The organism is Streptomyces cellostaticus, assembly GCF_001513965.1.
Classification (GTDB): Bacteria; Actinomycetota; Actinomycetes; order Streptomycetales; family Streptomycetaceae; genus Streptomyces; species Streptomyces cellostaticus.
Genome location: NZ_KQ948015.1, coordinates 1 through 14,924, shown reverse-complemented (window position 1 = coordinate 14,924; position 14,924 = coordinate 1). Strand labels below are relative to the sequence as shown.

General features: G+C 70.8%; 16 protein-coding genes and 1 pseudogene. 12 read left to right on the top strand and 5 right to left on the bottom strand.

Annotation, left to right across the window (positions count from 1 at the left end):
* Positions 1 to 84 precede the first annotated feature (84 nt).
* The 5 genes and pseudogenes from AQI88_RS48945 to AQI88_RS00060 all read left to right on the top strand — a co-directional run bounded on the left by AQI88_RS48945 (position 85) and on the right by AQI88_RS00060 (position 4,762).
* Positions 85 to 207 carry a hypothetical protein gene (locus AQI88_RS48945; protein ID WP_398697304.1) on the top strand — a complete coding sequence of 41 codons (123 nt, stop codon included), beginning with the start codon at positions 85 to 87 and terminating at the stop codon, positions 205 to 207.
* A 201-nt stretch (positions 208 to 408) separates the two neighbouring features.
* Positions 409 to 1,194, top strand: coding sequence for an indole-3-glycerol phosphate synthase TrpC (gene trpC / locus AQI88_RS00075; RefSeq protein WP_066989712.1), 786 nt, complete (start codon positions 409 to 411; stop codon positions 1,192 to 1,194).
* 58 nt (positions 1,195 to 1,252) lie between these two features.
* Positions 1,253 to 1,816, top strand: a complete 564-nt coding sequence (locus tag AQI88_RS00070) for an MBL fold metallo-hydrolase (RefSeq protein ID WP_066989710.1) — start codon at positions 1,253 to 1,255, stop codon at positions 1,814 to 1,816.
* 683 nt (positions 1,817 to 2,499) lie between these two features.
* Positions 2,500 to 3,252: pseudogene (locus AQI88_RS00065) on the top strand (nSTAND1 domain-containing NTPase); the annotation flags it as partial.
* Between the two features lie 103 nt (positions 3,253 to 3,355).
* The gene (locus tag AQI88_RS00060; protein ID WP_244183994.1) at positions 3,356 to 4,762 is read left to right on the top strand and encodes a non-reducing end alpha-L-arabinofuranosidase family hydrolase; all 1,407 of its coding nucleotides are present in this window, start codon (positions 3,356 to 3,358) and stop codon (positions 4,760 to 4,762) included.
* Positions 4,763 to 4,859: 97 nt separating this feature from the next.
* Here AQI88_RS00060 and AQI88_RS00055 read toward each other — a convergent pair whose 3' ends face one another.
* Positions 4,860 to 5,366, bottom strand: a complete 507-nt coding sequence (locus tag AQI88_RS00055) for a TetR/AcrR family transcriptional regulator (RefSeq protein ID WP_244184023.1) — start codon at positions 5,364 to 5,366, stop codon at positions 4,860 to 4,862.
* 7 nt (positions 5,367 to 5,373) lie between these two features.
* Between AQI88_RS00055 and AQI88_RS00050 the strand changes: the two genes are divergently transcribed.
* Positions 5,374 to 5,739: a hypothetical protein gene (locus AQI88_RS00050; protein ID WP_244183993.1), complete on the top strand. Its 366-nt coding sequence runs from the start codon at positions 5,374 to 5,376 to the stop codon at positions 5,737 to 5,739.
* Positions 5,740 to 5,802: 63 nt separating this feature from the next.
* Here AQI88_RS00050 and AQI88_RS44675 read toward each other — a convergent pair whose 3' ends face one another.
* Positions 5,803 to 6,162 carry an nSTAND1 domain-containing NTPase gene (locus AQI88_RS44675; protein ID WP_159050273.1) on the bottom strand — a complete coding sequence of 120 codons (360 nt, stop codon included), beginning with the start codon at positions 6,160 to 6,162 and terminating at the stop codon, positions 5,803 to 5,805.
* Between the two features lie 450 nt (positions 6,163 to 6,612).
* Here AQI88_RS44675 and AQI88_RS00040 point away from each other — a divergent pair, with 450 nt between their 5' ends.
* Genes AQI88_RS00040 through AQI88_RS00030 form a run of 3 tightly spaced genes read left to right on the top strand, consistent with a single transcriptional unit; the run spans position 6,613 to position 10,261 of the window.
* Entirely contained in the window at positions 6,613 to 7,959 is a 1,347-nt protein-coding gene (locus tag AQI88_RS00040; RefSeq protein WP_208615684.1) for a flavin-containing monooxygenase, read from the top strand.
* Complete coding sequence (locus tag AQI88_RS00035) at positions 7,956 to 8,834, top strand: SDR family NAD(P)-dependent oxidoreductase (protein ID WP_066989694.1); 879 nt, start codon at positions 7,956 to 7,958, stop codon at positions 8,832 to 8,834. The genes AQI88_RS00040 and AQI88_RS00035 overlap by 4 nt, the downstream gene beginning before the upstream one ends.
* Positions 8,831 to 10,261, top strand: coding sequence for an aldehyde dehydrogenase family protein (locus AQI88_RS00030; RefSeq protein WP_066989692.1), 1,431 nt, complete (start codon positions 8,831 to 8,833; stop codon positions 10,259 to 10,261). Before AQI88_RS00035 ends, AQI88_RS00030 begins: the two co-directional genes overlap by 4 nt.
* A gap of 149 nt (positions 10,262 to 10,410) precedes the next feature.
* On the opposite strand, the gene AQI88_RS00025 is transcribed toward AQI88_RS00030, so the two are convergent.
* Positions 10,411 to 11,268, bottom strand: a complete 858-nt coding sequence (locus AQI88_RS00025; RefSeq protein WP_159050272.1) for an ATP-binding protein — start codon at positions 11,266 to 11,268, stop codon at positions 10,411 to 10,413.
* 563 nt (positions 11,269 to 11,831) lie between these two features.
* Between AQI88_RS00025 and AQI88_RS48940 the strand changes: the two genes are divergently transcribed.
* Positions 11,832 to 12,218, top strand: coding sequence for a hypothetical protein (locus AQI88_RS48940; RefSeq protein WP_398697309.1), 387 nt, complete (start codon positions 11,832 to 11,834; stop codon positions 12,216 to 12,218).
* Between the two features lie 91 nt (positions 12,219 to 12,309).
* Positions 12,310 to 12,873: a GNAT family N-acetyltransferase gene (locus tag AQI88_RS00020; protein WP_066989688.1), complete on the top strand. Its 564-nt coding sequence runs from the start codon at positions 12,310 to 12,312 to the stop codon at positions 12,871 to 12,873.
* Here AQI88_RS00020 and AQI88_RS45695 read toward each other — a convergent pair.
* Positions 12,849 to 13,013, bottom strand: coding sequence for a hypothetical protein (locus AQI88_RS45695; RefSeq protein ID WP_159050271.1), 165 nt, complete (start codon positions 13,011 to 13,013; stop codon positions 12,849 to 12,851). The two genes, AQI88_RS00020 and AQI88_RS45695, sit on opposite strands and share 25 nt — an antisense overlap.
* A 181-nt stretch (positions 13,014 to 13,194) precedes the next feature.
* On the opposite strand from AQI88_RS45695, the gene AQI88_RS00010 reads away from it, so the two are divergent.
* Positions 13,195 to 13,695 carry a hypothetical protein gene (locus tag AQI88_RS00010; protein WP_066989682.1) on the top strand — a complete coding sequence of 167 codons (501 nt, stop codon included), beginning with the start codon at positions 13,195 to 13,197 and terminating at the stop codon, positions 13,693 to 13,695.
* A 472-nt stretch (positions 13,696 to 14,167) separates the two neighbouring features.
* Here AQI88_RS00010 and AQI88_RS00005 read toward each other — a convergent pair whose 3' ends face one another.
* A complete protein-coding gene (locus AQI88_RS00005; RefSeq protein WP_066989678.1) occupies positions 14,168 to 14,908 on the bottom strand; it encodes an FAD:protein FMN transferase in 741 nt (246 codons plus the stop codon).
* Positions 14,909 to 14,924: the final 16 nt, after the last annotated feature.

Genomic DNA, 14,924 nt, shown 5'->3' with positions numbered 1-14,924 from the left:
GGGCAGCTGCACCTGCTCACCGGCCGCACAGGGAAGGGGAACCCGCCGTTCGAGCCGGACAGTCTGCGTGCCCTGGTTCCCGACATGACCGAACGTGACGTGTACGTCTGCGGCGCGCCCGCGATGACCTCGGCCGTGCTCAGCGCCCTGTGCAGGCTGGAGGTTCCCGACCGGCAAGTGCACGCCGAGCGGTTCGGCCTGGCCTGAGCCCCGCCTGCGGCGGTATCCGGCACATATCTCCGGACCATCTGCGAGAAGTTCAACTTCCGCGCCCCGTGGCGGGCCGGTGCGCACGCCATGATCGATCCGAATAACCTTCTTTGAGCACGACTTGGACGTGGGTGATGCACGGCCTCACTCAAGCCCGGGGACCTTCGCAGCTGCAGACGATTCGACAGGGAGATGACGATGAGCGTTCTTGACGGGATCCTTGAGGGAGTTCGCGAGGACTTGGAAGAGCGCAAGCACGCAACGCCGTTGGCGGAGCTGCGCTCCCGGGCGGCTGACGCGGCACCCGCGCTCGACCCGCTGCCCGGATTCCGGGCGCCCGGGGTGTCCATCATCGCCGAGGTGAAGCGAAAGAGCCCCAGCAAGGGGTCGCTGGCAGACATCCCCGACCCCGCATTCCTCGCGGCCCAGTACGCGGCCGGCGGTGCCGCTGCGATCAGCGTGCTCACCGAGCGCCGGCGCTTCGGCGGCTCTCTCGCCGATCTGGACGCCGTACGTGCCCGGGTCGACGTGCCCGTCCTGCGCAAGGATTTCATCGTCGACCCCTATCAGCTGTGGGAGGCCCGCGCGCACGGCGCCGATCTTGCGCTTCTCATGGTCGTGTCGCTGGACGACGGTCAGCTCGCCGACTTGATGGGGCTGTGCAAGGAGCTGGGTCTCACGCCGCTGGTGGAGGCGCACACGGCCGACGAAGTGCGGCGCGCTGTCGCTGCGGGAGCCGAGCTCCTCGGCATCAACGCGCGGGACCTGACCACGCTGGATGTGGATCGCAGTGTGTTCGCCGACCTCGTGGCGGCCATCCCGGAAGGCACGGTCAGGGTCGCGGAATCGGGAGTGACGGGCCCGAAGGACGTAGCGGAGTACCGCGGTTGGGGAGCCGACGTGGTACTGGTCGGCGAGGCACTGGTCCGCTCGGGGGACCCGCGCACCGCCGTGCGCGAGTTCATCGAGACGGCCGGGGCATAACGGCGACCGGCTCGTACGGCCCCGCACCACACCCGTCACCTCACCCGAGGAGCCCCTCATGACCGCTGCCTTTCACGTCCTGACCACCGGCTACGCCGACGAGCGGGTGGCCGGCACCGTCACCCTGCTCCTCGACGGCGAGACGGTCGCAATCGTCGATCCCGGCATGGTCGCGGACCGCCGGCTCATCCTGGACCCGCTCGCGCAGCACGGACTGAACCCGGAAGACGTCACCGACGTGATCTTCAGCCATCACCACCCGGACCACACGCTGAACGCGGCCCTGTTCCCCCGACCCCGCTTCCACGACCACATGGCGATCTACCAGAACGACAGCTGGGAGGACCGCGATGCCGACGGATACCGGTTGTCGCCGTCGATCACGCTCATGACGACCCCCGGCCACACCGCCGAGGACGTCAGCACCCTGGTCACGGCCGACGAGGGCCTGGTGGTCCTGACCCATCTGTGGTGGACCGCCGAGGGACCGGCCGACGACCCCTTCGCGCCCGACCGCGAGCAGTTGCGGGCGGCCAGGGAGAAGGTCCTGGCCCTCGGCCCGGCGCTGATCGTGCCGGGACACGGGGCACCGTTCGTGCCGTCGGCGTCGACGCCCGTCTAGCGTCTCTGATTCAGCTGGGCGATCCGATGCGGGACGTAGTGTCCGGCGTGGGATCTTCCCACCGTGGTGGGGTGGCGTGGGCGTGCAGGTGGAAGCCTGCGCCGAGTGCTGCTCCTCGTGGCCGGTGCCGGCTGGACGGGGGTCCCCGTACGAAGTCTGGGGGAGGGTGTGCTGATCGTCGTCACGCCCTGGTGCCGGCGGGCTGCACGGGGCAGCCGTCTCCGGTCCGTGTGAGCGTGCCCCTTCGGACGCCGGCCCGCCCGACCCGAGGGCCCGGAGGGGGAGGATTCCCAGCGCCGTCTGGGCGCGGGGCGTGTGGTCCGTCGCCGGGTCGGTCCGGTCTTGGACCGGTCCTTGCGGCGGATCTGGACGGTGGCGGCCGGGGCGATCACGGCTGTGGCTTCGAGTTTGTCGACCACCGAGCGGATGACCATGGCGCCGGTGGCGCGGTCGGTGACGGTCTTGGTCCGATGGGCCGGGCCGCGTGCGCCGATGGGCTGCCAGGCGCCGGTGTCGCGGTCGCCCTCCACAGTCTCCGGCCAGGGGCTCCGAGGCGCCGGTCGTCCGGCCGCGGACACCTGTCTGCCACCTGGAGGCAACCTGGATGTTGCCGGGGCATCCGTATGATCGTCGCCCTGAATGTCAACGATGACACCTGCGTCAGGTTTATGGAGGTGCGTGTCATGGGGCGTCCCGAGAGACCGGTGGACCCACAGGCCGGTCCCGTCCAGCGACTCGCGCACGAGCTGCGTGAGCTGCGAAAGGCCGCCGGGAGTCCCTCGTACCGGACGATGGCGAAGGCGGCGGGTTTCTCGGCGACCGCTCTGTCACTGGCTGCCGCCGGCGAGCGGCTTCCCTCTCTCGCCGTGGTCCAAGGCTATGTGCGCGCCTGCGGGGGCGACCTGGCCGAGTGGGAGCTGCGCTGGAAGGACGCCGAGGCCGAGGCGAACCAGGCTCCCGTGGAGGACATGGAGGACGCGCCGGCGCCGTATCGCGGCCTCGCCCGTTTCGAGCCCGACGACCGGCACCTGTTCTTCGGCCGGGACCGCATGATCGACGAAGTCGGGCACCTGGTCTGCGATCACCGGTTCGCGGTGCTGTTCGGCGCCTCGGGGAGTGGGAAGTCGTCCTTGCTGCGGGCGGGGCTGATCCCGCGGCTGCAGGAGGAGATCGTGGTGCGCGGGCTCCCGGCGGTGCTGCGGATCCTCACCCCGGGAGCCACCCCGGCGACGACATACGGGCATTTGCTGAGCCCCGCCGCGGACGAGCCGGGGAGCTGGGTGGTGGTGGACCAGTTCGAGGAGGTCTTCACCCTCTGCCGCGACCCGCAGGAACGTTCCCGCTTCGTCGATCTGCTGCTCGCCGCCCGCGACCCGGACAGCCGGCTCCGCGTGCTCGTCGCCGTACGCGCCGACTTCTACGCCCGCTGCGCCGAGCCCTCCGCCGTCATCGGGCCGAGCAGCAGCCCGGCGCCGCGCAGGGCGTCCGCGAGCGCTCCTGACCGGGTTGGGCGCCGCCGGGACGGCGCAGGCGGCCACGGTGGATACGAGCGCGTGGTATGTGCTGGTCAACCGGGGCAGTGGCAAGGCACTTGACGTGGCGAACGCGAGCACGGCCGATGGGGCGAGTCTCACGCAGTGGCCCCAAACCGGCGGTGCCAACCAGCGGTTCCAGTTCGTCGACTCGGGTGGTGGCTACTACCGGTTGAAGGCGCAGCATTCCGGCAAGGTGCTGGACGTGCTCAACTACTCGACTGCCGATCATGCGGACATCGCGCAGTGGGGCGACGTGAACGGTGCCAACCAGCAGTTCCGGCTGGCGGACTCGTCGGACGGTTACGTCCGTCTGCTCAACCGCAACAGCGGCAAGGCCGTCGAGGTGGACAACGCCTCGACCGCGGACGGTGCCAAGGTCGTGCAGTTCACCGACTGGGGCGGGGCCAACCAGCAGTGGCAACTGGTCCGTGTCGGCAGCGGCAGCGGCGGCGCGCTGCCGTCGACGTTCCGGTGGTCCTCCAGTGGCGTCCTGGCCGGTCCGAAGCCGGACGCCCAGCACAGCACCGTGGCCATCAAGGACTTCTCGGTGATCCGCAACAACGGCCAGTGGGTGGTCTACGCCTCGGCCGTGGGCTCGAACTACGGTTACGGGTTGGAGCAGTTCAGCTTCAGTGACTGGTCACAGGCCGCGTCGGCACCACACTCGTACCTGGACCAGTCACCGATGGGACCGGGCTACCGGGCCGCGCCCCAGGTGTTCTACTTCGCGCCGCAGAACCTGTGGTACATGGTCTACCAGACCCCTGCGCCCACCTACTCCACCAGCACCAACCCCGCCGACCCGAAGTCGTGGTCCGCGCCGCGCACCTTCATCGACCAGGAGCCGCGGATCGTCACCCAGAACAAGGGCAACGGCACCTGGATCGACTTCTGGGTCATCTGCGACTCGGCAAACTGCCACCTGTTCTTCAGCGACGACAACGGCCACCTCTACCGTGCCGAGACCAGCCTGGCGAATTTCCCGAACGGCTTCGGGAACACGCAGATGGTGATGTCGGACGCCAAGAACAACCTGTTCGAGGCCAGCAACGTGTACAAGGTCGCCGGCAGCAACCAGTACTTGCTCCTTCAGGAGGCCATCGGCAACTCCACGGGCCGGCGCTACTTCCGTTCCTTCACCTCGACCAGCCTCACCGGCGGCTGGACGCCCCTCGCCGACACGTGGGACGAACCCTTCGCGGGCCGCAGCAACGTCACCTTCCCCGGCGGCGCCTGGACCGAGGACATCAGCCACGGCGAGATGGTCCGCGCCGGCAACGACCAGACCCTCCCCATCGACCCCTGCCATCTGCAGTACGTCTACCAAGGCGTGGACCCCAAAGCGGGTGGTGACTACAACTCGCTGCCCTGGCGGATGGGCCTGCTCACGCAGACCAACTCCACCTGCTGAGCGCCCGAACCGTCATCGAGCATCCACGCACCCCGCCGGGCGACTCACCCGGCGGGGTGACCTGCTGTCTGCACGTTTCCGCCGGTCGAGGGCGCCCTCAGGCCATGGCCAGGACGGCGGCGATCAGAGCCCGCATGCAGGCCTCTTCCGCCTCCTCGTCCGGCAGTGAGAGGTGTTGCATCGTCAGTCCGTCGAAGCCCGCGAGGAAGAACCTCGCGATCGTCTCGGCGGGTTGGGCGAGTCGGTGGCCGGTGCGTTCGGCGGCCTCACCGATCAGCTTCGTCGTCACGGCCGAGATGTCACGCTGGTGGGCGTGCAGGGCCTCCTGGAGATGGGGCGTGCGCAGCGCGAACATGGACAGCTCCGTCAGGAGCTGATGGGACGCGGGCTGTTCGAGCACGGTGTGCCACAGTGCCTCGGCGAGCGTGGCGATCGTGTCCTCGAAGCTCGCGTCCGTGGGCGCGGCCCGCTCCACCTGGGCGACCAGGTCCTGGGTGAGCTGCTCCATGACGGCCCGGTACAGCTCTTCCTTCGTGCCGAAGGTGTAGTGCACGGTCGCCTGGGCCACACCCAGCTCGGCGGCGGCGCGGCGCTTCGGGCGCATGCGGTCGATGGCCGTCTTCGTCACGGCACAGGCCCTCGCGATGGCGGTCCTGGTCCTCACCCACGACCCCGTGCTCTTCACCGTCGCGGCCGTCCTCTGGCAGGCCTGCCAACTGGCCGTCCTGGTGCAGATGCTCGCCGCCGCGGCGCTCATCGACCCGACCGGGCGTCTGGTCGCCTCCCTCAGCGGCGCGGGCGCCCTGGGCACCGGCATCGGACCGCTGGCCGTCGGAGCCGTCCTCGACGCCGCCGGAGCCGACGTGCTCGGCCTCGTCCTGGCGCTCGGCACCGTCATCGCCTCGCTGCCCCTGCTCCGGATGACGGTGGCCGGCACTCAGGCATCGGCCGAGAGGAGGCTCGCGCCCTGCTCGTGAAAGCAGCCACCACCCCTGTCCTGCGTCAGGGGGCGGTGGCCGTTTCACGGCGTCGAGCGTCTGTCAGGTGACATCCCCAGGGCGTGACAAAACCCGAGAGCGAGACGCCGCGTCACTGGGGCGGGCGCCGAGCGCCGCAGCGAGGAAGGCCTGCTCCGTCGCGGTCAGCAGGTCGCCGTCCGGGAAGAGTTTCTCGGCATGGGTGAGCGCGGTACCCCGGCACAGGGCGCCGTGGTCGCCGCCGTCCTCCTGCCAGGCGTGGGCCGCCTCGGTCAGCCGGCGGTGGTGGCGCAGCCGTTCGCGGTCCTCCTCGATCCACTCGGAGAGCCGCGGCCGGCAGGTGACCAGTGCCTCGTGGGCGAGCTGCACGCCGTCATCGTCGGTGGTGACCAGGCGGGCCGCCCGGGCGAGCCGATCCACCACCGACCGCACATCCGGATTCGGGTAGTTCTGGAGCTCGGCCCGGTCAGCGGGCGCCGTCGGAGGTGGTGCCGTGCCCCGGTTCGACCATGCGGACCGGCAGGTGCCGTGTGGTGCGCGCCTGATCCGCAGTCAGCTGCCTGTACACCTCCTCTGCGGTCGCCGCGATCGCACCCCGCCGGCCGTCGACACGGCCGCCCAGTTCCCCTTCGACACCTACTTGGACGCCGTCCGCGACACGGCCCGTACGGCACCCGCAGCCCTTCGGTCACCACGACCGAGGGGGCTGCGCTCGCTCCTGGCCGGCTGGACCGCGTCCTGCCCGGTCTCGATGTCGAGGCATGTCTCTGGCCGCTGCGGTCCCCTCTGTGGCCGCAGGGGTCAGTTCCCGCCGGCCGCCCGGTGCATAGGTTCCCCGCAATACCTGAGACATCCGAGAAAGGAGGCGGACTGGTGAGTGAGAACCGGTACGACACCTGTGTGATCGGTGCGGGACCCGCAGGGCTGGCGGTCGCGAGGGCGCTGGCCGAGCGGGACCTGCCGTACACGCACATCGAGCGCCACACCGGACCGGGCGGGCTGTGGGACATCGACAACCCGGGCAGCCCGATGTACGAGTCGGCCCACTTCATCTCCAGCAAGACCCTCTCCGGCTTCGGCGGCTATCCGATGCCGGAGCACTTCGCCGACTACCCGCCGCACCGGCAGATCCTGTCCTACCTGACGTCGTTCGCCGAGGCATACGGGCTCCGGGACCGGATCGAGTTCGGCACCGAGGTCCGCAGCGTGGACAAGAACCCGGACGGCACCTGGACGGTCACCCGGGCAGACGGCCGGGCCGGCACACACCGGCAGGTCGTCGTGTGTACGGGCGCGCAGTGGCACCCCAACGTCCCCGACCTGCCCGGCGACTTCACCGGCGAGATCCGCCACACGATCACCTACCGCAGCAGCGCTGAACTGCGGGGCAAGCGGGTGCTGGTGGTGGGTGCGGGGAACTCCGGGCTGGACATCGCCTGCGATGCGGCGCGGTCCGCCGACCATGCGGCGATCAGCATGCGCCGTGGTTACTGGTTCATCCCCAAGCACCTGTTCGGCCGGCCCGTGGACACCATCGCCGCGGGCGGACCCCACCTGCCGATGTGGCTGCAGCAGAAGGTGTTCGGCGGCTTGCTGCGCGTGCTCAACGGCGACCCTCGCAGGCTCGGTCTGCAAAAGCCCGACCACAAGCTGTTCGAGACCCACCCGGCCCTCAACTCGCAGCTGATCCACCACCTCCAGCACGGGGACATCACGGCCAGGCCCGGCATCGCGCGCACCGCGGGCCGGACGGTGCACTTCACCGACGGCGCCAGCGACGACTTCGACCTGATCCTGCTTGCCACGGGATACGTCCACAAAGTTCCCGTCGCGCAGAAGTACTTCGGCGACGAGCAGCACCCCGACCTCTACCTGTCCTCCTTCTCCCGCGAGCACGAGGGCCTGTTCGGCGTCGGCTTCGTGGAGACCAACTCCGGTGCCTACCAGCTCTTCGACAGCCAGGCCCAGTTGATCGCCTCCTTCATCCGGGACACACGGGGCGGGCTGCCGACCGCCGGGCGGTTCGCCCGCATGATCCGCAGCGACCGGCCGGACCTCTCCGGCGGACTGACGTTCGTCGACTCGCCACGCCACACCGGCTACGTCCACAGCGATGCCTTCGTGAAGTACCTCGGCAAGGTCGCCGGAGGGATGGGCTGGCGTACCGCGGGACTGCCGCCTCGGGCGACGTCCGTGCGACAGGAGACGGTGGCGTCATGACGTACGACTTCCGTGACAAGGTCATCCTGGTGACCGGCGGTGCCGGAGGCATCGGCAGCGCCCTGTGCCACCGCTTCGCCGCAGGCGGTGCCCGCCTCGTCGTGGTCGACATCGACGAGGTGCGGGCGGGGCGGACCGCTGCCGGTCTCCCCGGGAGCGGGCATGCCGGCCTGGGCTGCGACCTGCTGGACCGCCTCGCGGTGGAGCAGATGCTCGACGGCGTCGCGGCCACCCACGGCCGTATCGACGTCCTGGTGAACAACGTGGGCATGACCAGCTCCGAACGGTTCGACGTGCGCAGCGTCGAGAGCATCGAGCGGGAGATCGATCTCAACCTGCTCTCTCCACTGGTCACCACCCGGCTCGCCATCCCGCTGCTGCGGGCCTCCGGCGACCCCAGGGTGATCACGACCGTGTCCCTCGGCGGGATCTTCCCGCTGGGCGAGACCCCCGTCTACACCGCCTCGAAGTTCGGGCTGCGGGGCGCGATGCTCGCCATCGGGCTGGATCTGCGGGGCAAAGGCATCCAGGCCGGTTCGGTACTGCCGTCGGCGACCGACACGCGGATGCTCCGCCAGGAGGCCGTCGAGGGCGGGAACTCCATGCAGTTCCAGGACGCGCCACAGCAGCCGTCCGATGTCGTCAGGGCGGTCCTGAGCCTGCTGGACAGGCCCCGCCTGGAGGCCTACGTCAGACCCGGCGAGTCCCGGCTGGTGCGGTTCGCGATGCTGGCGCCGAATCTACTGCCCCGGCTCTTCCCGCTGTTCCGCAAGCGGGGTGAGCGAGGCATGGCCCGCTATCTGGAGGACCTGCGCCGCAGGGGACTGGCCCGCAAGGTCGGCGGCGACCGGTGGGAACTGGTGGAGGAAGCATGAGCGGGACGGACATCACGGACACCGAGGGGACGCTCGACGTCGTCAACCCCGCGACGGGTGAGCTGATCACGACCGTAACGGCCGCGAGCGAGCAGGACGTCGCGCTGGCCGCCGAGCGGGCGCACAAGGTCTTCGCAAGCGGCGTCTGGGCCGGCCGGTCCCCGCGGGAGCGGGCCGCTGTCCTGCTGCGCCTGGCCGGCCTCATGGAGCGCGACGCCGAATTCCTCGCCCGGCTGGACTGCGAGGACGCGGGCAAACCGATCACGGAGTGCCGTACCGGCGACGTGCCCGGGGCGATCGAGTCGATGCGCTGGTTCGCGGAGGCGGCTGACAAGGTCTTCGGCCGCGTCGCCCCCACCGGTCACGAGAGCCTGGGCCTGGTGAGCCGGGAACCGGTCGGGGTGGCAGCCGCGATCCTGCCCTGGAACTACCCGCTGGCGATGGCCGCCTGGAAGGTCGGGCCCGCGCTCGCCGCGGGCAACTCCCTGCTGCTCAAGCCCGCCGAGGCCACCCCGCGCTCCACCCTGCACCTGGCCGCACTGGCGGCCGAGGCAGGCCTGCCGGACGGCGTGCTCACCGTGCTGCCCGGCCACGGCACGGTCACCGGTACGGCGCTTGCCCGCAACCCGCTCGTGCGCGCTCTGTCGTTCACCGGATCCACTGCCACCGGACGCCGCATCCTGGCCGCCGCGGCGGAGACCAACTTCAAGCGGGTCTCGCTGGAGATGGGCGGCAAGAGCCCCCAGGTCCTGATGGCGGACGCGCTCGAGTACGGCGACGAGCTCATCGACAACATGATCGAGGCCGCGTTCCTGACCATGGGGCAGAACTGCACCGCCGGCTCCCGCGTCCTGGTCCACCACAGCATCGCCGAGGAGGTGCTCGACCGGTTCACGGCCGCCGCGAAGAACCTCACCGTCGGCGATCCCGCCGATGCACGCACCCAGGTGGGGCCGCTCATCAGCCGTGCTGCCTTCGACCGGGTCGCGGCGGCGGTGGACGCGGCCCGCTCCGCCGGAGCTCACCTCCACACCGGCGGGCTGCCGCACGGGCTGCCGTCGCGCGGTGCCTACTATCCGCCCACCGTGATCAGCCGGGCCCCGGCGGGCAGCGACGTGCTGACCAAGGAGCTGTTCGGTCCTGTCGTCACCGTCCAGACCTTCACCTCGGAGGACGAGGCGGTGCGGTTGGCGAACGCCACCGAATACGGGCTCGCCGCCTCGGTGTGGACCCGCGGCCTCGACGCCGCGCTCCGGCTCGCCCGGGGTATCGAAGCCGGGGTGGTCTCCGTCAACGCGTACAGCGAGGGCGACCTCACCACCCCCTTCGGCGGCTGGAAGCAGTCGGGGTTCGGTGGCGCGGAGAAGTCCACCGACGCCTTCGCGCAGTGGACCAGAGAGAAGACCGTCTGGATCCGCACGCGTTGATCCGGTGGCCCGGTGGCAGGGCGAGAACCCCTGGTTGGGGGTGAAGGGCAGGGAAGGGCGCCTGCCGCTGCGACATCAGGGGACCGGCCTGATCCGCCCGATCCGGGTCAGAGGCAGTCACCCTCGCAGCCGTGGAAGCACCAGAGGGGCTATGTGCCGGTCCAGGACACGGCGTTGACGCTGTCAGGCCGGTCGCCGGGTGTGTAGTGGTCCGGCCTTGAGCAGGGCAAGAGGAACGACGGGCGGATGTGAGCCCGTGCGCTCATGACCGGTCGGAGCCCGGCGGTCGACCAGCGGCCAGGCCGCCCGTGCAGCGAGTTGCGGTAGACGCGGCGGGAGGCGCTGCCGAGATCGGCCGCAGCGAGACAGCGGTCGACGGCGGCGCCGTATTCCACCGGCTCGGGTGGCGATGCTGCGATCCGTACGCCGCGTCGTCGCGCCTGAGGCCGGCTGCGCCTGCGGCGGGGTAGCCCGCACCTGCCGACGGCCGCGCATCGCGGACGCGCGTCCGCCTGCGGCAGGGGCGCAACCGCGAACACGTGCTCACCCGTCACACGGAGCGTCTCCCAGCTGGTGGCCAGGATCCGCAGCTCGGGCGCGACGGACAGCAGCCGCTGCACCAGCAGCGCGCACGCGTCCACCAGGTGCTCGCAGTTGTCCAGAACGACCAGCACCCGCCGTCCGGACAGGTGCGCAACCAGCAGCTCCACAACCGGCCGGGTGCCTACGTCCGCCACCCCCAGCGCATCCGCCACCACGCCCGGCACCGCCGACGACTCGCGCACCGGCGCCAGATCCACCAGCCGCACCCCGCCCGGAAACGCCCTGCCCGACCCGGCGGCCACCTCCAGCGCCAGCCGGGTCTTGCCCACCCCGCCCGCACCGGTCAACGTCACCAGCCGCGACGCCCCCAGCAGACTCCGGACCCCGGCCACCTCCGTACGCCGACCCACGAAGCTGGTGAAGGGCGTCGGCAGACTCCCTGGGATTCCTGTCGCGTCGGCCATCCGCGATCCGTTCTGCTGCGGCCCGGCCAAGAACCCGCCGGACATTTGCCCCCTGTGAGGCTATCGCCCCTGACCAGTCCCGACCTCCCGGCAGCGCTTCCCGGCAGCGCATCGCGCGGCCCACTGTTCTCCCCCCGCAGCCCCGGTGCCGACGCCGGTCCTGCCCACCTGCGAACCCGGCCCCGGTTCGGCGGCGGGTCTGTCCAGCACCAACAGCTCCGGTCCGTAATCGGCGGTAGCGCTGTGTAGTGGTCACCGGAGGAGGATGCGGTGGTGATTCCGGGGTTATCGCTGTCACCCATGCGGTTCCAGCCGGTTGGCGGGTGCGGGGGCGGTGCCGTCGCAGATGGCGGTGATGGCGGCTTGGCGGATGAGGCGGGCGAGGCTGCCGATGTGGCCGGCGGTGCACTGGTGGAGGTAGGAGGCGTGGCGGGGAGTGGGCCGGGTGTGCGCTGGCTCAGGTCGAGGGCGGCTTCCATGTCGGATGAGGTCGGTGAAGGGCCGGCGGGCGCCGTGGCGGGCGAAGAGGGGCCGTAGGTGATGAGGCTGGCGCGGCCGGCGAGTTGGGCGCCGCGGACTCCGGCGAACAGGGGCGTGGCGGCTACGTCGATGCCGGTGTAGACGAAGGTCGCTTTGATGCGTTTGGTGAGGTCTTTGAGGAGGTCGACGGCTTCGGCGCCGGTGGCGGTGCAGGTGTGGCAGACGGCACTGGTGATCTGGGCCTGGGGCATGCGGGTGGTGACGGGGATGCCGAGGTAGCGGGCGAATTCGGTGGCGAGGGTTTTCGCGGTGGCGCCGGGCGGTACCAGCAGGTACGCGACCGGCACCTGTTGGTGGGTGCGTCCGGGCGGGGCGGCGTGTTTGCGGGTGTGGGCGAGGTGGCAGGTGCGCCCGACTTCGAGGAGGGCGGTCGTTTTCCCGGCCGCGGCGGGGCCGGTGACGATCAGTGAGGGCCGGGCGGTGGTCTGCTGGTGGCGGCCGAGCAGGCGTGGTCGGCCGAAAGCAGCCCTGTCGTGGTCCGAGCGGTCTTAGCGTCGTGCCGTGACCACCGTTGACAGCACCGCTTACCGGTACCGCACCGCCGTCCCCGAGGACGCCGAGCCCATCGAGGCCCTGGACGGCTCCTTCACCACCGGCACGGTCTTCCAGGTGACCGTGACCGACGACGGGTTCGCCCTGCGGGAGGCTGTGGTGGACCCGCCCCTGACCAAAGTGTTCCCGGAGGACGAGTACGACGGGGAGGACAGGTGCGAGGAGGACGGGGATTGCCGCACCTTCGTCGCCCACGGGGCCGCCGGTGACCTGGCCGGGTTCGTCGCCGTTTCGTACTCCGGCTGGAACCGTCGGCTGACCATCGAGGACATCGAGATCGCTCCGGAGCACCGGGGCAGGGGGGTCGGCCGCGCGCTGATGGGGCTCGCGGTGGAGTTCGGCCGCGAGCGGGGTGCCGGGCACCTCTGGCTGGAGGTCACCAACGTCAACGTGCCGGCGATCCATGCGTACCGGCGGATGGGCTTCGCCTTCTGCGGGCTGGACACCGCCCTCTACGACGGCACCCCATCCGAGGGAGAGCAAGCGCTCTACATGAGCATGCCCTGCCCCTGAGCAGACAGCAGACAGCAGACAGCAGACAGCAGACAGCACACGGACGGGGCGGCCCCGTCGTCGGCGCGAATGATGACGGTCAGCAGCCAGGCCGGACCTCCGTCCGGGGCCGCGGCCCGCTCGTACCACTCCACGCGCACGTCAAGCAGCCGACAACGCGCTGCCCAGCGGGTGGCGTACCACTTTTGGAAGCGCTCGGACCGCCACACCACGAGCGGGGTGCGCTCCACCGGCACCCCGAACGCCTCGGCGAAGTGCTGTTCTGGGGGTTTCGCAGCGGACGGTGCAGGCCCTCCAACTGCTGCAGAGAGGATCGAAAACATGGCCTCGGACCACGACATGCCGTGGCGTCGCTGCGCGTACCTGGGGCGCGTCCTGCTGCCACTGCTGGACCAGGAGCCATGGCGTCAGGATCGCCGCCGAGAGCGGCTGCACTCCTGGGGCATCGACGTGGCGGTGGGGGAACGACTCATTGAGGTCTTCGCGGCCTTGGCCGCCCACGCTGTCGCGGTGGACACTTCCTTGTCCGCATCAGAGTTCGAGACCCTGCCCCTCAGCGCCGTGGCCGACGCGGCGACCGGCAGGCAAGACTTCGAACTACTCGCCGGGCTCCCAGACGCCTTCGCCGCCGACCGCGACGAAATCGCGGTCAAAGTCTTCCGCCTGTACGCCTATAAGGGCGGCCAGACCAGTCTCCAGCTCCCTCGGCTGAGCACGGAAGTGCGCCATACGCTGACCGTCCTCGCTGCCCGCGAGTCGGTGCCCTCTCCCACGTGTGGAGATATCTTCCGCAAGGCGGACGAGGCCAACCTGCCGCAGTGAGCGCAGAGATCCCCACTCCGGGCCGTCGGCGCCGGCAGGACGACACAGCCTGACGGACGATGCCCCGGCTGCCGCCGCACCTCGGGCGCGAGCCGCGCGGCCTGGACGTCGTCTGCGGCCTCCACCGCCGGGATGCGGTCGAAGCCGAGCTGGACCAGGTGCGGGCGGCGAGGGAACGATGGGGGACATGGGCAGTTCCTGATGTGCGGTCGCCGTGCCGATCACGGCGCCGTCCCAGCAGGGCCCGCCCGCCAGCTTGGCCATCCCCGGGTTTCCCCAGAGGGGGCTTGTGCACGCTGCTGGCTCGATCGCCGCCCTACCCGGGGGCTTCGGGTCGTGCCCCTTCACGGGGGCGACGGGCAGGGCCCGCGGGACGAGTCCGCCGCCGCGGCGCGGGGAAGGCCCGCCGCCCGGAAAGCCTCCGAGGCGGCCGGGCAGCCGCCGCCCGCTCCGCCCCCGGGCTACCGGTCGGTCACGCAACCGCCGCCGTCTTGCCGGCGACCGCAAACCCCTCCGTCCGCAGCACATGCCCACCGGCGTCCACGGCGAACACCTCGCAGCCCGGCAGCGAGGCGGCCCACTCGATGCCCTTCACGCCCATGGCGAAGGCCGCCGTCGCGACCGAGTCCGCCTCCGTCAGGGTGGCGGCCACGACGGTCAGGCTGAGCAGCCCGGTCGCCGGGAGGCCGGTGCGGCCGTCGATGATGTGGTCGCCGCGTTCGTAGCGCGCGGAGGTCGCGACCGCCCCGTCGGTGAGTTCGAGGACGGTGCACAGCTTGTCGGCGTGTTCGGGATGTCGTATGCCGACCCGCCAGGGCCCGCCGGCGGCGACCACGTCACCGCCGGCGTTCAGGACGAACCGCCTCGCGCCGGCCGCCTTCAGCAGCTCTGCCGCCCGCTGCACCGACCAGCCCTTGACCACCGCGCAGGGGTCGAGGCGGCGGCCGGGCAGCCATGCGTCGAAGGCGCCGCCCGTCGCGATCCGGTAGTGCTCGCACAGGTCGAGGACCTCGACGAGGTCGTCGCTGAGCTCGTGGGACTCCAGCTCGCCCCGGTCGTAGCGGGACACCTCGCTGTCCGGCCTGAACGGGCTGAACCGGGCGTCGACCTCGCGCAGCCACGCGAAAACCGCGTCGCCGGCCGACTCCGGAACGTCCTCGTCGTCGACCCGGAGCGAGACGGGGAAGCTCATGACGTGTTCGACCCGGTGCATCGGATCACCCCTCCTC